The following is a 15,953-nucleotide window of genomic DNA, read 5'->3' as shown; positions in this document are numbered from 1 at the left end:
GAGGATCGAACACCCGATGAAAGATGCTGTCTTTGAAAATCTGGACGCGGCCCGCTATGTGCGCAGTCCCCTGCATGCGCAGGACCGGGACTGGCCGGAAACCAATTGCTATCTCGATGTCTGGATAGAAGTGCTGCCGTCCCTCGGGCTGCCGCCGGAAGCCTGTTTCGCCCATGCGGTCACCCAGGACTTCGAGGGCGACCAGTTCACCTTCTTCAAGGTGCCGCTTGAGGATCTGGAAGCGCTCTACGGCCTGAAGGTCACGGAACTGGCGATCTACGACCGGGTGGAGAACCATATTCTGCACCAGATCGGACGCGGGCGCCTGTCGCTGGTCGAGGTGGACAGCTACTTCCTCCCCGATACCCAGGGCGTCGGCTATCACGAGTTTCACGGCAAGACGACCGTCGCCGTCAACCGGATGGATCCGGAAAACCGGACGATGGACTATTTCCACGGCCTGGGCCTGCACCGGCTGGAAGGCGATGATTTCGATGGCGTGTTCCAGCGCGGCGCGCACGAAAAGCCGGTTGCCTTTTTGCCCTATGCCGAGTTCGTGAAGTTTCCCGAGGAAATGCCCTCGCATGAGCATGTCCTGTCGGTTTCCGAAGACCTGCTCCGCCGCCATCTGAAACGCCGGCCCGCCGAAAATCCGGTCGCGGCCTTTGCCCGGGTATTTCCCGGGCAGGTGGAAAGGGTGAGCGAGCGCGATTTCGGCTTCTTCCATCTCTATGCCTTCAACACGCTGCGCCAGCTCGGCGCGAATTTCGAGCTGTTTTCTTCCTATCTGGACTGGCTGACCGCCCAGGGACGGCCGGGACTTGAGGAGGCGTCTGCCGAGGCCAGGGCGATTTCCACCACCTGCAAGACGGTTCAGTTCAAGCTGGCCCGTGCGGTCATGCGCAAGAAATTCCAGGGCCTTGACGAAGGCCTGCTGCCCGCGGTGACCGCCTGGGACAACCTGATGCGGCTTCTCGACGGCCGTTACGGCGCGGGCAAGGCGGATGTCGCGCCCGTCGTCAGCGCTGTCGGTGTCTGAATGACCGGTTTTTCCGCAGCGCAATGGACCCTCGCGTTGAGCGAAGCCGGTTCTGCGGACACCGGGGCGGAGCCGAGTGACTGGGTCCCGGCAATGGTTCCCGGAACCGTTGCCGGCGCCCTTGCCGCCGCCGGCCGGTACGACCCGCAGAACCCGCAACCGCTTCATGACCGCGACGCCTGGTACCGGACGGAATTCGACACCGAACCGGGCCGCTACCGGCTGTCGTTCGACGGTCTTGCGACGATTGCCGAGGTCTGGCTCAACGGCGAACGCCTTCTGGAGAGCCGGAACATGTTCCGGACCTACGAGGCCGAAGCCGACCTGTGCGCAAGCAACAGGCTGGAAATCCGCTTCCGGGCGCTGGCACCGCATCTGGATGCCAGGGGCCCGCGCGCCCGCTGGAAACCGCAACTGGCAACCTCCCAGGGCCTGCGCCTGATCCGCACGACGCTGCTGGGTCACATGCCCGGCTGGTGTCCGGAAATTCACGCCGTCGGTCCCTACCGGCCGATCCGTCTCGAACCTGCCGATACGCCCCGGATCACCGACAAGCATGTTCTCGCCGACCTGGCGCCGGACGGCAGCGCGACACTGACGGTTTCGCTGAAGCTGGAAAACGCCGCAGGCACGCCTGTGCTTTCCTGTGCCGGAAGCACCAGGGCGATGACCCTTCAGGAGGACGGCACCTGGACGGCAGTGCTGCGGCCGGAGGATGTCACCCCCTGGATGCCGCATACCCACGGTGATCCCGCGCTGTATGACGTCTCACTCCTGGTGGGAGAGCGGAAATTCTCCCTCGGTCGAACCGGTTTTCGCCGTCTGGAGGTGGATCACGGTGCGGACGGCAAGGGCTTCGGGCTGAAGGTCAACGGCGTGTCCGTCTTCTGCCGTGGCGCCGTGTGGACCTGTGCGGATCTGCTCAATCTGTCCGGCGATGTGGACAGCTACCGCGCGCTTCTGGAGACGGCCCGCGACGCGGGCATGAACATGCTGCGCATCGGCGGCACCATGCTCTACGAGACCAGGGCGTTCTTCGACATCTGCGACGAACTCGGCCTGCTGGTCTGGCAGGATTTTCAGTTCGCCAATTACGACTACCCGGTCAAGGACGACGGATTCATTCGCGAGATTCGCGCCGAGATCCGCGATCAGCTCGCGCGCACGCAGGGCTGCCCGTCGCTGGCGGTGCTGTGCGGCGGCAGCGAGATCTTTCAGCAGGGGGCCATGATGGGCCTGCCGGAAGCGCGCTGGAAGGGACCGCTTTGCGAAGAGATCCTGCCGGAGTTGGCGGGCCGGTTCCGCCCGGACGTTCCCTATGTGCCGAATTCTCCCTGCGGCGGCGTGCTGCCGTTCTCTCCGGAGGAGGGCATCGCCCATTATTATGGTGTCGGCGCCTATCTGCGCCCGCTGGAGGATGCCCGCCGGGCCAATGTCCGCTTTGCCGCCGAGTGCCTGGCCTTTTCCAACATCCCCGATCAGGCAAGCCTGGACGCGGAGCTGCCCGGCGTCAGACCCGGCCACGATCCGCGCTGGAAAGCGCGCGTGCCGCGGGATCGCGGCGCGGGCTGGGATTTCGAGGACGTGCGCGATCACTACCTCAAGACGCTCCACGGGCTGGATCCGGCGACCCTGCGCTTTGGAGACCCGGATCGCTATCTGGATCTTGGCCGTGCGGTGACCGGTGAGGTCATGGAACAGACATTTGCCGAGTGGCGCCGGCCGGGCTCCTCCTGTCAGGGTGCCCTGGTGTGGACCTTTCAGGATCTGGCGGCGGGGGCCGGCTGGGGCGTGGTCGAGGCGTCCGGACGGCCGAAACCGGCCTGTTACGCGCTGAAGCGGGCTTTCCGTCCTCTCCAGCTGTCACTGACCGACGAAGGCACCAGCGGGCTTGCCCTCCACGTCATCAACGAGCGGTCCCGGGAAAAGGCGGTTACGCTGTCGCTCGACTGCCTGAAGGACGGCCGGGTGCCGGTGGTCTCGGGAAAAAAGGAACTTCTCCTGGCCCCCCACAGCGCCCGGACCCTCAACGCCGCCGACCTGATCGGAGCCTTTTTCGACGTCACCTATGCCTACCGCTTCGGCCCTCCCTCCCATGATGTGACGGTGGTGCGGATGCAGGATGCGGAGACGGAAGAGATACTGGTGGAAGCGTTTCATTTTCCGCCCGTCGCCCAGTCGTCGGGGTCGTCGGCGGAACTGGTCGCCGCGCTCCGACAGGACGAGGACGATGTCTGGTGGCTGGACCTGCAGACGGACCGGATGCTCCGCTGGGTGAATATCCGCGTCGATCCTTTCCGGCCCTCGGACAACTGGTTTCATCTGGCCCCGGGCAGGACCCGCCGGATTGGACTGCGGCCCGATCCGCAAGCGGATGCAGGGACCCGTCCTGCCGGCGCCGTTTCGGCACTGAACCGCGCGGGAACAGTCGCGTTCAGCTAAGCGCCGTCTGCCGTTCCACGGACACGATCACATGATCGGCCGCATCCTGCAGAACCGCTTCGACCTGCGGCGAGGCCATGGGCGATTCGGAAATGACGATGAGGTCGAATTCGGGATCCAGACCGGATCTGTTCAGCACCTGATAGCTGCCCTTCGAGTCATCCTGATATTTTCGCCGCCCATGGGTGAGGCTGAGGAAGTCGATGTCGAGATCCGCCAGTTTGACGGCGTCGTTGAGATCTGTCGTCGGGTGCGGCTGGCTCGGCATGTTCGGCGAGAGCCGCTCGGCCGCCGTGTTGTTGTCGACGAGCAGAACCCGGAAATTCTTCAGGCTGGCCGCAGCGAAAACGACCGACAGGGCCGCCATGTTGTGCCGGCCGTCGACGCTGGTGACGATGACCGTGCTTGCGAATCCGTCGACGCGCTCGGACTGCAGTTTCTTGAGGATGGTGAAGACGGCCTTCCAGTAGGGCCGCATTTCGCGGTCTGTGGCTCCGCCCTTGAAGTCCCAGAGCGAGGCCAGCAGTTCTTCCGTGTCCATGTCTTCAGGGTGCCCTTGCGAGGGCAACCGGGGCAGATAGGACACCGCCAGAGCCTCGGGGTCCGGCTGCCGGGCAAGCTGCTGTTGAGGGGGGCTGGGCGAAAGCGTTGCCGGAGCGGCGAGGGGGGCGGCAGCCTCCACCGGCGCAAAGGCGGCATCCGGTCGCGGATAAAGAAGATAGCGCAGGCAAAGGGAAAACGCCGAACGGCCGATTGCCAGCAGAGTGCCGATCATGCCGCCGGCAATGAGTCCCAGAGCCACAAGGATCTTCTTTTTCGGCCAGACCGGAGAGGTCGGTGGAATTGCCGGCGAGATGATCCGTGCATGCGGAATGCTGATCTGATCGATCTCGGTGATTTCCTTGGTCCGGCTCAGCAGATTTTCATAAAGCGTTCTGTTGGTGTCCGCCTCGATCTGCAGTTCCTGCAATTCGATGCGCGATTGCTGGTCGAGATTTGACCTCGAGCGCACCGTATCGAGCTGGATTTCCAGCTTGGCGACGCGATCGCGCAGGACATCCGCTTCAAGTTGCGCGGTGCTGGCGACGCGGCGGACTTCGGCTTCGATCTGTTCGCGGATTTCCCGGGTCTGGGCACGGGCCCGGATCAGGTCCGGATGAGAGGGCAGCAGCTCGGCGGAAAGGTTCGCCTCCGCACGGGCGACAGTCGCATACTGCTGGCGCAGGTTGGCAACCGTCTGGGACGCGGTTACATCGGCAAGCGCATCGAGACTTGCGCCGGCATCCACCATCCGCCGGATTTCGGAGGCCTTGGCTTCGGCGGCGGCTAGCGCGGCCTTCTGTTCCGTGAGTTGGGTGTTGAGCTCCGCCAGTTCCTGATCCGTCAGAAGTCCGTTCTGGTCGGTGGATTGCAGATTGTTCTTGGCCTTGAAGGCCTCGACCCTGGCTTCGGCCTCGCGAAGCTGTTCTCTCAGGATCTTGAGCCTGTCGCCGATCTTTTCCTCGACCGTGCGTCCGACATTGGAGACCTGTCCCACCTGGTCGTTGATATAGGTTTCGACAATGGCGTTGGACAGGATCGCAGCCTGGACCGGCGATCCCGCATCCACCGCCACATTGATGACGAAGGTCAGGCCTTCGCGGCTGACGGACATGGCATCGCGAAGCGCCTGCACCGCGCTGTTTGCGATTGCTTCCTGCGTTTCCGGAGAGCGTTGCGCCGATCCGCCGAAAAGCGAGCTCAGAAATCCCTGGCCGGCCGGCTTTTCACCGAATTCCGGATCTTCCGTCAGATTGAGATTCGTGACGACATTCCTCAGGACGGAGGAGGACTGCAGCACGGTCACCTGGCTGTCGACGACAAAGGTGTCTTCCAGATAGCGTGCCGGTGCGCTCCGGTCCTCGAAGGGCTGGCGCACGGACGGGTCGATGAGAACCTGTGTGGATGCCCGATAGATCGGCTTCAGGCTGATGGAGATGGCGGCCGCCAGGACCGCGCCCGCGACCGCGCATGCAAGCACGATCCAGATCTTGCGCCGGAATTCGGTCAGAAGATTCAGAATGTCCCGAAATGTGGGCGCGTTTTCTGACACTTACCCGTCCTGTCTCGCGTGCGAATTTGCTGGAATGTCAAGTTTGTTCATCCCGATAGAATAATCCAACATGGTTAGCAACTGCCTAATGGGAGCCCGTGAAACGGTCCTGCCATTCACCGCCCCCGGTCGAAGGCAGTCTGTCGGGACGTGTTTCCTCTCGGGAAAAGGCCGGGCGCGCCGATCCGCAACGCCGCGGGAATGTGACGGGAACATTTCGGTCAAATCATGGCGGCTGCCCGTCCGCCGACAGGGACCGGCACCTGACATTGCTTACAGCGTAAGAATTACGGAATTTTGTACGACCTTTTCCCCATTCCTAACCCGCATTTAACTTCAGGCGTGCTAAGGCTTGGGACAGTTCGGGTCGGTGACCCGGTTTTCCCGTCAAGAGTTCTGGAACTGAATGATCCTGTCCGAAGCCGAACAACGGCCGCAATCCGGTTCAACGCGACCCCAGGCAGCAACAGTGCTTGGCGGACTTCCCATTGCGAACATCGGGATGCGGGAAACGGCCGAGCAATTTGTCCGGCTTGCACGCGAGGCCAGGAGCGGCGACCGCCTTCCCTATTATTCCACGTCGGCCAACGGTCAGGTCATTGCCATGGCGGCGAAGGATCAGGACTTCAGGAAACTTCTGCTGCGCGCGGACCAGATCCATGCCGATGGCATGCCCATGGTGCTTTTGTCGCGCCATGTGGCCAGCAATGCCCTGAGCGAGCGTGTGGCCACCACGGATCTTGTCCATGCGGTTGCCGACAAGGCCGAGTCTGCCGGTCTCAGTTTCTATTTTCTCGGCGCGCACGAAGAGGTCAACAAGTTGGCCGTGGATCGGATGCAGGCTCTTTACCCGAAGCTGAAATTCGCAGGTCGGGGCAACGGCTATTTTTCGCACGATCAGGAAAAGGCGGTTGTCGAGGAAATCAACCGGCTGAAGCCAGACATTCTGTGGGTGGGGCTCGGTGTGCCGCGCGAGCAGGAATTCGTTGTCCGCAATCTGCACAGACTGCACGGCGTCGGGGTGATCAAGACCAGCGGCGGTCTCTTCGACTTCCTGTCGGGGAAAAACAGCCGGGCTCCCCAGTGGATGCAGAAATGCGGCCTGGAGTGGCTTTATCGAACCATCCTGGAGCCACGTCGTCTGGCCCGGCGGTATCTCGTCACCAACCCGATCGCCCTGCGGGAGATCCTGCGAAACTCCAGATAGTGGACGAAGCGCGTCCCGGCCTCATGCCCGGTCGCGGACACAGGCATCGATTTTCGCGACCGCATCGCGCCAGAGCGCGTCGATTTCCCCGGCCAGATCGGTGGCCCCGGAGGTTGCCTGTCCGGCCGTCAGAACGGCTTCGGCTGCCGCGCCGGCATTCGCGCCGGTCGGGATCAAACGGAGTCCTCCGGTTTCGATCAGACGCTGAAACAGCCGGTGATGATCGAGGGCGCCGGGATTGGCCGGTGCGTTGACGACGACCGGTTTGCCGGAAGCGGCCGCCGCCAGAATGCTGCCGCGCCGCGAGGTCAGTCCGTCCGGCAGCAGGTAGCAGAAAACGTCGATCTCGCCGAAGATCGCGAAGAGTTCCGCATCGCTCTCGATGAAACCGCTTACGGCGACCCTGTCCGACAGCCCCAACCGCTCAACCTCGGCAAAGAAGTCCTTCTCGACCGTGTCCTGACCCTTGATGAAGGATCCGGCAAAGGCCACGAAAATATCCTTGCCCCGCGCCCGAAGGTCCGCGGCCACCGCGAGGAGAGACCCCACCTGCTTTTGCGGATAGATCGAGCCGAACTGCCCCAGGATCATCCGTCCGCCTGCACGCTCCCTTGCCAGACGCGCGGAAAAGGCGCCGGGCGTCAGTTTGTCGGGTGCCGTCAGGTTGGGTGGAATGGGGAGGACCGTCCTGCGCCGGGAGGCAAGGCGCGCGAGCCGGCTTGCCGCGAATTCTGCGGCGATTTCCGGGGCCGAAAAGCAGAGTTCGCTCGCCAGCAGCACGACAGGCGCCAGCACGACCCGCCGCTTCCAGTCGAGTGCGGCCCATTCGTGCAGGATCACGACGGCGCGTTTCCCTGAGATCCTTGCGGCAAGAGCCGCCAGTGTGGGCTCCAGAAGTTTCTTCTTCCAGGCGACCATCGGGAAATTCAGGATCAGCGCGTCCGATCCTTTCAGGCCCCGCAGCAGCCCGGCGGGATCGAAACCGAGCACATGTGTTGCCGCCCGTGCGCCGAGCCTGCGGGCCAGAAGCCTGGAAAACTCCTCGACGCCGCAGGTTTGTTCAGCGTCCGAGATCATGACGAGGTAACGGGGAGAGGGCATATCCAGACTTTGCGAACGGGACCACGGCAATATCGCTTCGGTATTGAAACCATGGATATAAAGAAGATGTTTAGAAGAAGTGTTCACATGTAAACCGGAAACGGGACAACCCGAAATCCGCGGACGGCACCGGGCAGACAGAAACCTCACGGCCCGGTCCCCGCAATGCGCCGTCGCCGGCGCTGGGAGCCACTATGCAAACGCCATCGGTCTCGATCGTCACGCCGAGCTACAGCAACGACCTGCAGCGCTGCGAATTGCTCTGCGAAACGATTGACCGCTTCGTGACCGGATACGAGCATCACTTCATCGTGGTCGGAGACGAGGATCTCGATATCTTCAGGCATCTGTCGGGCCCGGCCAGGACGGTTGTGCCGTCTTCGCAGCTGCTGCCGAGGCTCTTGCCGTTGCCGAAATGGCGTGGGCGGCGATACTGGTGGTCGCCGCGCATCCGATTGCCCGTCTACGGCTGGCACCTGCAGCAGCTGCGCAAGTTCGCGATGGCTGCGGCGCAGCAAAGCGACCGTGTCCTGTTCATGGATTCCGACGGGGTTTTCTGCAGGCCGACGGATCTGGGGCAGCTCGCCGGACAGCCGAAGTCTCCGCTTTTCCATTCGCCTGGCGACATCAATCCGTCCCGGCCGCATCATGTGCGGTGGTGGCGCAACGCGCACAGGATCCTGGGACTGGAGATCCCGGCATTGCCGGGAGATGATTTCATCGGCCCCATGATCGTCTGGGAGCGGGAAACCGTGAAGGGGCTGCTGGCACGCATTGAATCCGTGTGCGGCTGTCCGTGGTGGGTCGGGCTCGCCCGTCAGCGGCATTTTTCCGAATACCTGATCTACGGCATTGCCGTTGCCAGCGATCCGGTCCTTGCCGCGCGCCACGAACGAACCTGCGTAAGCCACTGCCTCACCTACTGGGGAGGTCCGCAACTGGACAAGGCCGGGCTGATCTCCTTCATGGAGGGGCTGCAGCCTTCCCAGCACGCCATCACCATACAGTCCCATACGGCGACACCGCTGCGGATCATTCGCGAGGTCGCCCTGGCGGAACCGGCCGCTCAGGCCGCGTCCGGCGCCTTGTAGGGGGCGGGCAGACAGCCGAGCGCCGCATAGGCGCGGCCCACCGGAAGGAGCAACGGATGACTGGCGGGAAGCAGCTGCCGTGTCCGGACAAGAACCGCTATTGAACGCAGGACACCCAGTCCGAGACTTGCCGCGGTCTTGGCACAGGCCACCGCCGCGGACATGCCGTTCGACCTGTCGACCATGTAGTTTATCGACCCGGTTCGGATGGATCGGGTCATCAGGAATCTGGCTGTCGTGCGTTCCGGCGGCACGAATTCCTGTATCTCGGCCCGTGAATTCCAGAAGGTCCTGAAGCCTGCCCGGCGGCATCGGGTGAAGAAGTCCATGTCGCCGCCGCCCAGGAAATTGAAGCGGAGGTCGAAGAACGGCGCGCCCAGTTTGTCGAAGACGTGCCGCCGGATCAGGCAGTTCCCCGAACCGTGAAGCTGGTCGATTTCCCGGGTCGTCCCGTCGATGGACAGGAACAGCGGATGCCTGCGCACCTCGTCCGGCACCGCACCTTCGAAACGGCGCAGGACCGGTCCGCCGACGATATCGGCAGCCTCCCGCCGCGCAAGACCGACCATTTCGGCCAGCCAGCACGGCGCGGCCGTTTCGTCGTCATCGATCATGAGAAGGAAACCGGCTTCGGGGAACGCCTTCAGGGCTTCGCTGAAGGCCCTGTTGATCGCGTAGCAGTTTCCCTGGTTCTCCTCGGTGACAACCACATTCGCAATGGAATGGGTTTCGAAAAACGACCTGGCGACATTCCTTCCCAGCGGATTGGCGGCGTCATTGTCGACGACGACGATGGCAAAGCGGAAATCGGCGGTCTGCTCCGCCAGGGATGCCAGCGTGCGGGCCAGCCAGTCCGGCCGGCGGAATGTCGGTATGCAGACAACGGCTTCGATTTTCGTTTGGTCGGACATGCAAGCCATCGATCCCATGGAGGTGAACCCTTGCGCTGCCGGGAAACGCGCCTGCTGAGGCGGCATCTCCCGGCAACTTTACCGGTGTCATAACAGGCAAGACGTTAACGTGTGTTTGTCGCCAGTCCGCCTTGCGCCCTGCTGCGCACCCTGTCCGGCAGCGCGCAGATCAGACAGGCATGGGCCTGCAATCGCAGGCCGAAGACACCGATGAGCATGGTGAACCAGACGGGGCCGGAATTGCCGAAAAACGGACTTTCGAGGCAGGCAAAGAACAGCGAGAACATCCAGATGCGAAGGAACAGGCGGGTGAGAAGCGGATCATTGTCGCCTGCAAGGGCCTTGTTCGCATATCGGATGGGCAGAAACACCAGCCAGGTGACGACGAGCAGGAAGCCCGGGATGCCGGCATTGACGAATTGTTCCAGGTAGCCGTTGTGGGCATTGGCGGCGGTCACTGCCCAGGAATAGAGGGAATACCCGCTTCGGAACAGGGCCTCGGTCTGCCAGAAGGACTGGTATCCGTAGCCGGTGATCGGACTCTGGCCGATCGCATTGAGGGCGATGTTCCAGATCGCTGTCCTGTCGGTGAACGTCGGATCGACCCCGGCGGACGCCAGCAGTTGCTGGACGCTTTCCGACATGGCTGCCGATATCAGCAGGGTGTTCACGGTGACAAGCCCGCCGACGATGATGACCGGGCGCAGGATCCGGAACGTTTCGAAGACCCAGCTCAGGAGCAGGATCAGGGGAAGCATGGCAAAGGAGGTCTTGCTGCCGGATTTCCAGAGAAAGACGGTCGCCAGAAGGACGATCATGGCGCCGAGCAGGGTGGATCTGGCCCGCGAGATATAAAGACCGAAAAAGATCGAGAACACCATGGCGGCAGCCGCAACGTTCTTGTGCCCCATGTGACCGCGCCAGTCGCCCGCCAGCTGCTGTTCCAGAGCATCGCTGGCCTGGTGGATGGCAAGATGCGGCAGGAGGGCAACGCCGTAATAGGCCATCCCGATGACGACCGTCAGTGCGATGCAGACAAGCGTCGTGAACTGTTCGCGCGATCTCGGCAACAGCAGGATGGCGCTGCCGCAGCCGCACACGAGAATCGCAAACACGATCCGGCGGAAGGCTGTGCCCGGATCGCCGGCGAACAGGCTGGCAAAGGCAAACCATGCCACGATGGCCAGAAGGAGACTGCGCGGACACAGGAGAAACCGGCGGTTGGACTTGCCGAGCACCACGAAAAGCAGCAGTCCCGACATGAGCACGACGACAATCTGGTTGAACCGGTTGGAACTGCCACCATAGGGGGTGGTCAGATTGGCCGCGTTCGGATTCGGGAAGGGAGCAAGACCGATCCAGAAGTAGAAGAACACGCCAAGGAACAGGGCTGCCGTCAGGATCCAGGCACCCGGACGTCCGCGTGCTTGCGGACCATGGGGGGCGCTGTGCAGTGGCGCGATTGGAGTGGCGCTATACATTTTCCGGTATCGAATCCGTTCGAATGCGAATCTGCATTCCAGCAGATACTGTTCCGATTAAGCATCCGCTAACCTGTCAGATTATTTAGTTTTCAGGCAACCTATAACCGTGTTACGACGCCGATAAAGACGGGTTGACGTCAAGTGAACGAGGTCTTTTCCCGACTTGGCGCTAAGGATACGAAGTCGATGCATAGACGGGATTTTGTGCTTGGTGCACTCGGCGCAGGCCTTGCGTCCACCGGCTCCATGAGCCTGCTCTTTCCGGTCGGACTGTCCGCGAATGCGGCCGCCGCGACAAATACCATTCCCTATGGAGCGGCAATCCGCGTCGACAATCTGGAAAGCGATCCCGACTATGCGGCTGCCGTGCGCACCTATTGCCAGCAGGTGGTGGGCGAGGGCGGTCTCAAGTGGTTCGATCTGCGTCCGGACCGCTCGGTTTTCAATTTCGACCAGCCCGACCGTCTGATCGCCTTTGCCGATGCAAACGGCATGACCATGCGTGGCCATACGCTGGTCTGGTACGCGGCCCTGCCGGAGTGGACGAAGGATATCACCGCGTCCGAGGCCGAATTCGAACTGACCCACCATATCGAAGTCGTCGTCGGTCGCTATCGCGGCCGTATTCCCAACTGGGACGTGGTCAACGAGCCGATTTCCGAAGACCCCGCGAAAGAGGGGCCGCTGCGCGATTCCATCTGGCTTCAGGCCCTGGGCAAGGGCTACATCGAGCTTGCCTTCAGGACGGCGGCGGCGACGGATCCCGATGCCCGGCTCGTCCTGAACGATTTCAATTTCGAGAAGACGACCGAAGTCTGCCGCCAACGCCGTGTGGCGATGCTTGACCTGCTGAAAGAGCTCAAGGATCGCGACGTCCCCGTGCACGCGCTGGGCCTTCAGGGGCACCTCACGGGGGAAGCCGAAATCGACAAGGAGGGCCTGTCGCGCTTTGTCGAGGAGGTCAGCGGGCTCGGCCTCGATATCTACGTGACCGAACTTGACGTCATCGACAACAACCTGCCCGCCGCACAGGGAGTGCGCGATCAGATCGCGGCCTTGAGGGTGAGAGATTATCTCACCGCGATCTGCGATGTCGTCGAGCCCAAGGCGATCCTGACATGGGGCATATCGGACAAATACACCTGGGTGCCGATCTGGTTCAAGCGCCGGGACGGACTGTTGAACCGGCCATTGCCACTTGACGAGAATTTCCAGCCCAAGGCGATGATGCAGGTGCTGCAAGAATTCACGCGAGCAGGTTCATAGTGCTCCGTCAGGTTTCGTCCTACATGACCGCCAATGTGGTGTCCGCGGTGTTCGGCTTCGCGCTGGTGATGCTGTTCACGCGGGTTCTGACACCGCATGAATACGGCATCTATGTCGTCGGCATCGGGATAGCGACCCTTTTCTCCTCCCTGCTTTTCAACTGGATAAAGACGTCCCTGCTCCGTTTCAGTTCGGAAGGCGAAGAGGTCGACATGCGGCTTACCGCCCTGGCGGCCTTTGCCGGGATCGTCCTCATCAGCCCCTTTTTCTTCGAACTTTTCGTCTTCGTTTCCGGGGAGTCCAGCAGCTACGCGATGGAGGCCCTGCTGGTCGCGATCGGCGTGGGCCTGTTCGAGTTTTTGCAGGAGATCTTTCGCGCCCATCAGAAAACCGGACTTTTCGCGTCCTCGATGATCGTACGGAGTGCGATGGCCTTTGTCATTTCCTGTGTGCTGGTGATCGGGTTCGACCTTGGCGGCGAGGGGCTGCTGCTCGGGGTGGCGGGGGGCTATTTCGTCACGCTCGTGTTTTTCATGCCGTCGATCCTGAAACGGCCGATGAAAGGGTTCGATCCCGAGATCCTGAAAACGATGCTGCGCTTCGGCCTGCCCATGACCGCGTCCGGCGCCGCCTTCACGCTTCATTCCTTCTTCGACCGGATACTGATCGTGGCGCTCATGGGCGAAGCCGCCGCCGGCATCTACGGCGCGTCCGCGGATTTCGTCAGGCAGATCATCCTCATGATGGGGGTCGCCATCGGTTCGGCCGTGGTGCCGATTGCGATCAGGCTTTACGCGCGCGACGGGCTCGAAGCCACAGACCAGCATATGAGAAAGAGTTTCGAGATCCTCATGGCCCTCATCCTGCCGGCAACCGTCGGCATGGCGCTGACTTCCGGCCGGCTGGCGACCTTCGTTCTCGGAGAGGATTTCCGCGATGCGGCGACGGTGCTGATTCCGATCCTGGTCTTCGCCTGGCTTTTCCGCACCATTACCTATCAATATATTCATGTGAGTTTTCAGCTGGCGAAGAAACCATTCATGATGGGGGTTCAGGGTCTCTTCATTCTCGCCCTCAGCGTCAGTGGAATGCTCATTCTCGTCCCCATATACGGCCTTGTGGGGGCCGCGGCTTCGCTGGTGGTCTCCGAAATCTGCGGCGTCGTGTTCGGCTATTACCTGAGCCGCTACGCCTATCGCCTCCCCGTGGTGATCTGGCCGGTGGCGAAGATCTGTCTGGCAACCGGGTTCATGGCGATCCCGACATATCTTTCCCTGCGCATTCAGCTGGACAATGATTTCCTGAACCTGATCGTTCCAGTCTTCACGGGCGCCGTGACCTATATCGGTGCTGTCATGCTTTTCGACATCGTCGGCTTGCGGGCCGTGTTTTTAAACCGCTTCAGGGCGGCTTGATCGGGACACTTGCCGGATAGGGCCCTGTTAACTGCCGTTGTTGTTAGCTTCCCGTTCTGGAAAGACCTGAAATATGGTGAACGATGCACATGCGGAACACCGGGCAAAAGGATGACAACGTGGCGGCTGCCGTTGATGGGCGGGAGGATGCCGGACTTTCGGCTGCCCGGCCGGTCGTCTACGCAAATCTGGCCGGTCATTTCTCCGCCGCTTGCGGCGAGGCAGAGCCGAAAGACCTTGCGGTGCTTTTTCTCCGGCCCTGGGGTCTGGAGGAGTTTCTTACCCGGCAATTCTTCCGGTATCTGGCCGAGCGCTTCGCGGCAAATGGCATTGCCAGCCTGAGGTTCGATTATCCCGGGACGGCGAACGCCCTAGATGATCCGGCCGGCGGCGGCCTCGATTCGTGGCGTTATGCCATCGAACGCTCGGCGGACGAGTTGCGGGCGCTTTCCGGGGTTAAACGGATCGTGGTCATTGGCCAGGGACTGGGCGCCGGGCTGGCGTGCGAGTTCGCGGCCCGGGCCGGGGACATTTCCGCGCTGGCACTGCTTGCCCCGGTCTTCAAGGGGCGGGGATATCTGAGGGAGCTGAAGCTCTGGTCCAGGTTTGTCGACGACGGCCTCGGCCTGCAACCGGAAGAGCGCGACAGCACGCCGGGCTCGCTAGCCGGGATCGCCATGCCGGAGTCCGTGGCCTCGGATCTCAGGAGCTTCAATGCCCTTGAAGGGGATTTCCGGCTGCAGATACCCGTGCTGCTGGCGTCCCGGCCGGAGGCGGGGGCCGATCCGGCGTTGATGGAAAAATTCGGTTCGGCGGGCTGCGCTCTCAAGAACACGGTCTACCGGGATTATGGCGTCTTGCTGACCGATGCGTCGCCTCCGGTGCTGCCCGTTGCCTTCGCTGACGATCTCGTCGCATGGCTGAAATCCCTGCCCGGATGGCACGCACATGCAGCCAGGCCCGCCAAGACGCCGGAAGTTGTCCCGCTTGTCGGCGAACATTTCAGCGAAACACCGCTTCGCTTCGGTGAAAACCACCGGCTTGCCGGCACCCTTTGCGAGCCGGCCGGCCGTTTCAGCGGCGTGACGGTGGTGATCCTCTCGACCTCCTACGACTATCAGATCGGCTGGGGCCGGATGAATGTCCAGCTGGCGCGCAGGCTGGCCGAAAAGGGCGTTGCGACGCTGCGCTTCGACGGTGCGGGCATCGGGGACAGTCCTCCGGTTCCCAGGCGCAAGCTTCAGGTGCTCTACGATGACAGCCAGATTGAAGATGCCGAGGAGGCCTGGGAGATGCTCTGCTCGCGCGGTCTTGCCGAGAAGGCCATGGTGCTCGGCAGGTGCAGCGGAGCCTATACGGCGTTCCGGGCAGCCCTTCATGATGCGCGCTGGAAAGGGTGCATCTCCATCAATCCGTATGGCTTCCACTGGCGCTTCATCGGTTTGCCGCATCCGCTGAAGGAATACTGGACCAAATTCACGGAACCGGGCCTGATGGCCCGCATTCGTGACGGGCGGATCGACCTGAAGGCGGCGGCGGTGAACATCGCCGTGCGCATGCTGGACCGAGCGGTGCAATATCCGGGAAAACTGTGCCCCTGGTTACCGAAGGTTGTCCGGCGGAACCGCAAGGTTCATCAGGCGTTCCGCAAGCTGGCCGACAGGGGAACCCGGATGACCATCGTCTATTCCGAAGGCGACGAGGCGATGGAAACATTTCTGATCAATTTCGGCGACGATGCGGAGGGACTTGCGGCCTTTCCGAACACCAGGCTGCATTTTATTGCGAATGCCGACCACAATCTGACGCCGGGACCTGCCCGGGAAAAACTGTTCAGGATCGTCGAGGAGGAAGCCCTGGCCCTGGCCGGGGCGGACAGCGCCTCCGCCTGAACGACGACCTCAC

General features: G+C 62.2%; 11 protein-coding genes. 7 read left to right on the top strand and 4 right to left on the bottom strand.

What is annotated here, in order from left to right; translation table 11 throughout:
* Positions 1–16: 16 nt before the first annotated feature.
* On the top strand, positions 17–1,039 hold the full coding sequence (locus DCO57_RS15915) for a DUF1839 family protein (RefSeq protein ID WP_116699898.1): 1,023 nt from the start codon (positions 17–19) through the stop codon (positions 1,037–1,039).
* On the top strand, positions 1,040–3,481 hold the full coding sequence (locus tag DCO57_RS15910) for a glycoside hydrolase family 2 protein (RefSeq protein WP_116699897.1): 2,442 nt from the start codon (positions 1,040–1,042) through the stop codon (positions 3,479–3,481). It begins immediately after the preceding gene.
* Here DCO57_RS15910 and DCO57_RS15905 read toward each other — a convergent pair.
* Positions 3,474–5,573, bottom strand: coding sequence for a GumC family protein (locus DCO57_RS15905; RefSeq protein WP_116699896.1), 2,100 nt, complete (start codon positions 5,571–5,573; stop codon positions 3,474–3,476). The genes DCO57_RS15910 and DCO57_RS15905 overlap by 8 nt on opposite strands.
* Positions 5,574–5,979: 406 nt before the next feature.
* On the opposite strand from DCO57_RS15905, the gene DCO57_RS15900 reads away from it, so the two are divergent.
* Positions 5,980–6,780 carry a WecB/TagA/CpsF family glycosyltransferase gene (locus DCO57_RS15900; RefSeq protein ID WP_205756179.1) on the top strand — a complete coding sequence of 267 codons (801 nt, stop codon included), beginning with the start codon at positions 5,980–5,982 and terminating at the stop codon, positions 6,778–6,780.
* Between the two features lie 21 nt (positions 6,781–6,801).
* Here DCO57_RS15900 and DCO57_RS15895 read toward each other — a convergent pair whose 3' ends face one another.
* Positions 6,802–7,881: a glycosyltransferase gene (locus DCO57_RS15895; protein ID WP_116699895.1), complete on the bottom strand. Its 1,080-nt coding sequence runs from the start codon at positions 7,879–7,881 to the stop codon at positions 6,802–6,804.
* A gap of 194 nt (positions 7,882–8,075) precedes the next feature.
* Between DCO57_RS15895 and DCO57_RS15890 the strand changes: the two genes are divergently transcribed.
* The gene (locus DCO57_RS15890; protein WP_116699894.1) at positions 8,076–8,972 is read left to right on the top strand and encodes a DUF6492 family protein; all 897 of its coding nucleotides are present in this window, start codon (positions 8,076–8,078) and stop codon (positions 8,970–8,972) included.
* Here the strand turns inward: DCO57_RS15890 and DCO57_RS15885 are convergent.
* Both DCO57_RS15885 and DCO57_RS15880 read right to left on the bottom strand, forming a co-directional pair.
* The gene (locus DCO57_RS15885; RefSeq protein WP_116699893.1) at positions 8,948–9,883 is read right to left on the bottom strand and encodes a glycosyltransferase family 2 protein; all 936 of its coding nucleotides are present in this window, start codon (positions 9,881–9,883) and stop codon (positions 8,948–8,950) included. The two genes, DCO57_RS15890 and DCO57_RS15885, sit on opposite strands and share 25 nt — an antisense overlap.
* A 104-nt stretch (positions 9,884–9,987) precedes the next feature.
* Entirely contained in the window at positions 9,988–11,364 is a 1,377-nt protein-coding gene (locus tag DCO57_RS15880) for an O-antigen ligase (RefSeq protein ID WP_116699892.1), read from the bottom strand.
* Between the two features lie 189 nt (positions 11,365–11,553).
* Between DCO57_RS15880 and DCO57_RS15875 the strand changes: the two genes are divergently transcribed.
* The 3 genes from DCO57_RS15875 to DCO57_RS15865 all read left to right on the top strand — a co-directional run bounded on the left by DCO57_RS15875 (position 11,554) and on the right by DCO57_RS15865 (position 15,940).
* A complete protein-coding gene (locus DCO57_RS15875) occupies positions 11,554–12,633 on the top strand; it encodes an endo-1,4-beta-xylanase (RefSeq protein ID WP_116699891.1) in 1,080 nt (359 codons plus the stop codon).
* The gene (locus tag DCO57_RS15870; RefSeq protein ID WP_116699890.1) at positions 12,633–14,048 is read left to right on the top strand and encodes an oligosaccharide flippase family protein; all 1,416 of its coding nucleotides are present in this window, start codon (positions 12,633–12,635) and stop codon (positions 14,046–14,048) included. The genes DCO57_RS15875 and DCO57_RS15870 overlap by 1 nt, the downstream gene beginning before the upstream one ends.
* A 119-nt stretch (positions 14,049–14,167) precedes the next feature.
* Positions 14,168–15,940: an alpha/beta hydrolase gene (locus tag DCO57_RS15865; RefSeq protein WP_165814754.1), complete on the top strand. Its 1,773-nt coding sequence runs from the start codon at positions 14,168–14,170 to the stop codon at positions 15,938–15,940.
* Positions 15,941–15,953: the final 13 nt, after the last annotated feature.

Source organism: Labrenzia sp. 011, assembly GCF_003075075.1.
Classification (GTDB): Bacteria; Pseudomonadota; Alphaproteobacteria; order Rhizobiales; family Stappiaceae; genus Roseibium.
This window is presented reverse-complemented; position numbering and strand designations above follow the sequence as displayed.

Bases quoted from the DNA above. Each gene is read 5' to 3' on its own strand.
- DCO57_RS15885 (WP_116699893.1), bottom strand. From the start codon at position 9,883: ATGTCCGACCAAACGAAAATCGAAGCCGTTGTCTGCATACCGACATTC.
- DCO57_RS15915 (WP_116699898.1), top strand. From the start codon at position 17: ATGAAAGATGCTGTCTTTGAAAATCTGGACGCGGCCCGCTATGTGCGC.
- DCO57_RS15910 (WP_116699897.1), top strand. From the start codon at position 1,040: ATGACCGGTTTTTCCGCAGCGCAATGGACCCTCGCGTTGAGCGAAGCC.
- DCO57_RS15875 (WP_116699891.1), top strand. From the start codon at position 11,554: ATGCATAGACGGGATTTTGTGCTTGGTGCACTCGGCGCAGGCCTTGCG.
- DCO57_RS15880 (WP_116699892.1), bottom strand. From the start codon at position 11,364: ATGTATAGCGCCACTCCAATCGCGCCACTGCACAGCGCCCCCCATGGT.
- DCO57_RS15895 (WP_116699895.1), bottom strand. From the start codon at position 7,881: ATGCCCTCTCCCCGTTACCTCGTCATGATCTCGGACGCTGAACAAACC.
- DCO57_RS15900 (WP_205756179.1), top strand. From the start codon at position 5,980: ATGATCCTGTCCGAAGCCGAACAACGGCCGCAATCCGGTTCAACGCGA.
- DCO57_RS15890 (WP_116699894.1), top strand. From the start codon at position 8,076: ATGCAAACGCCATCGGTCTCGATCGTCACGCCGAGCTACAGCAACGAC.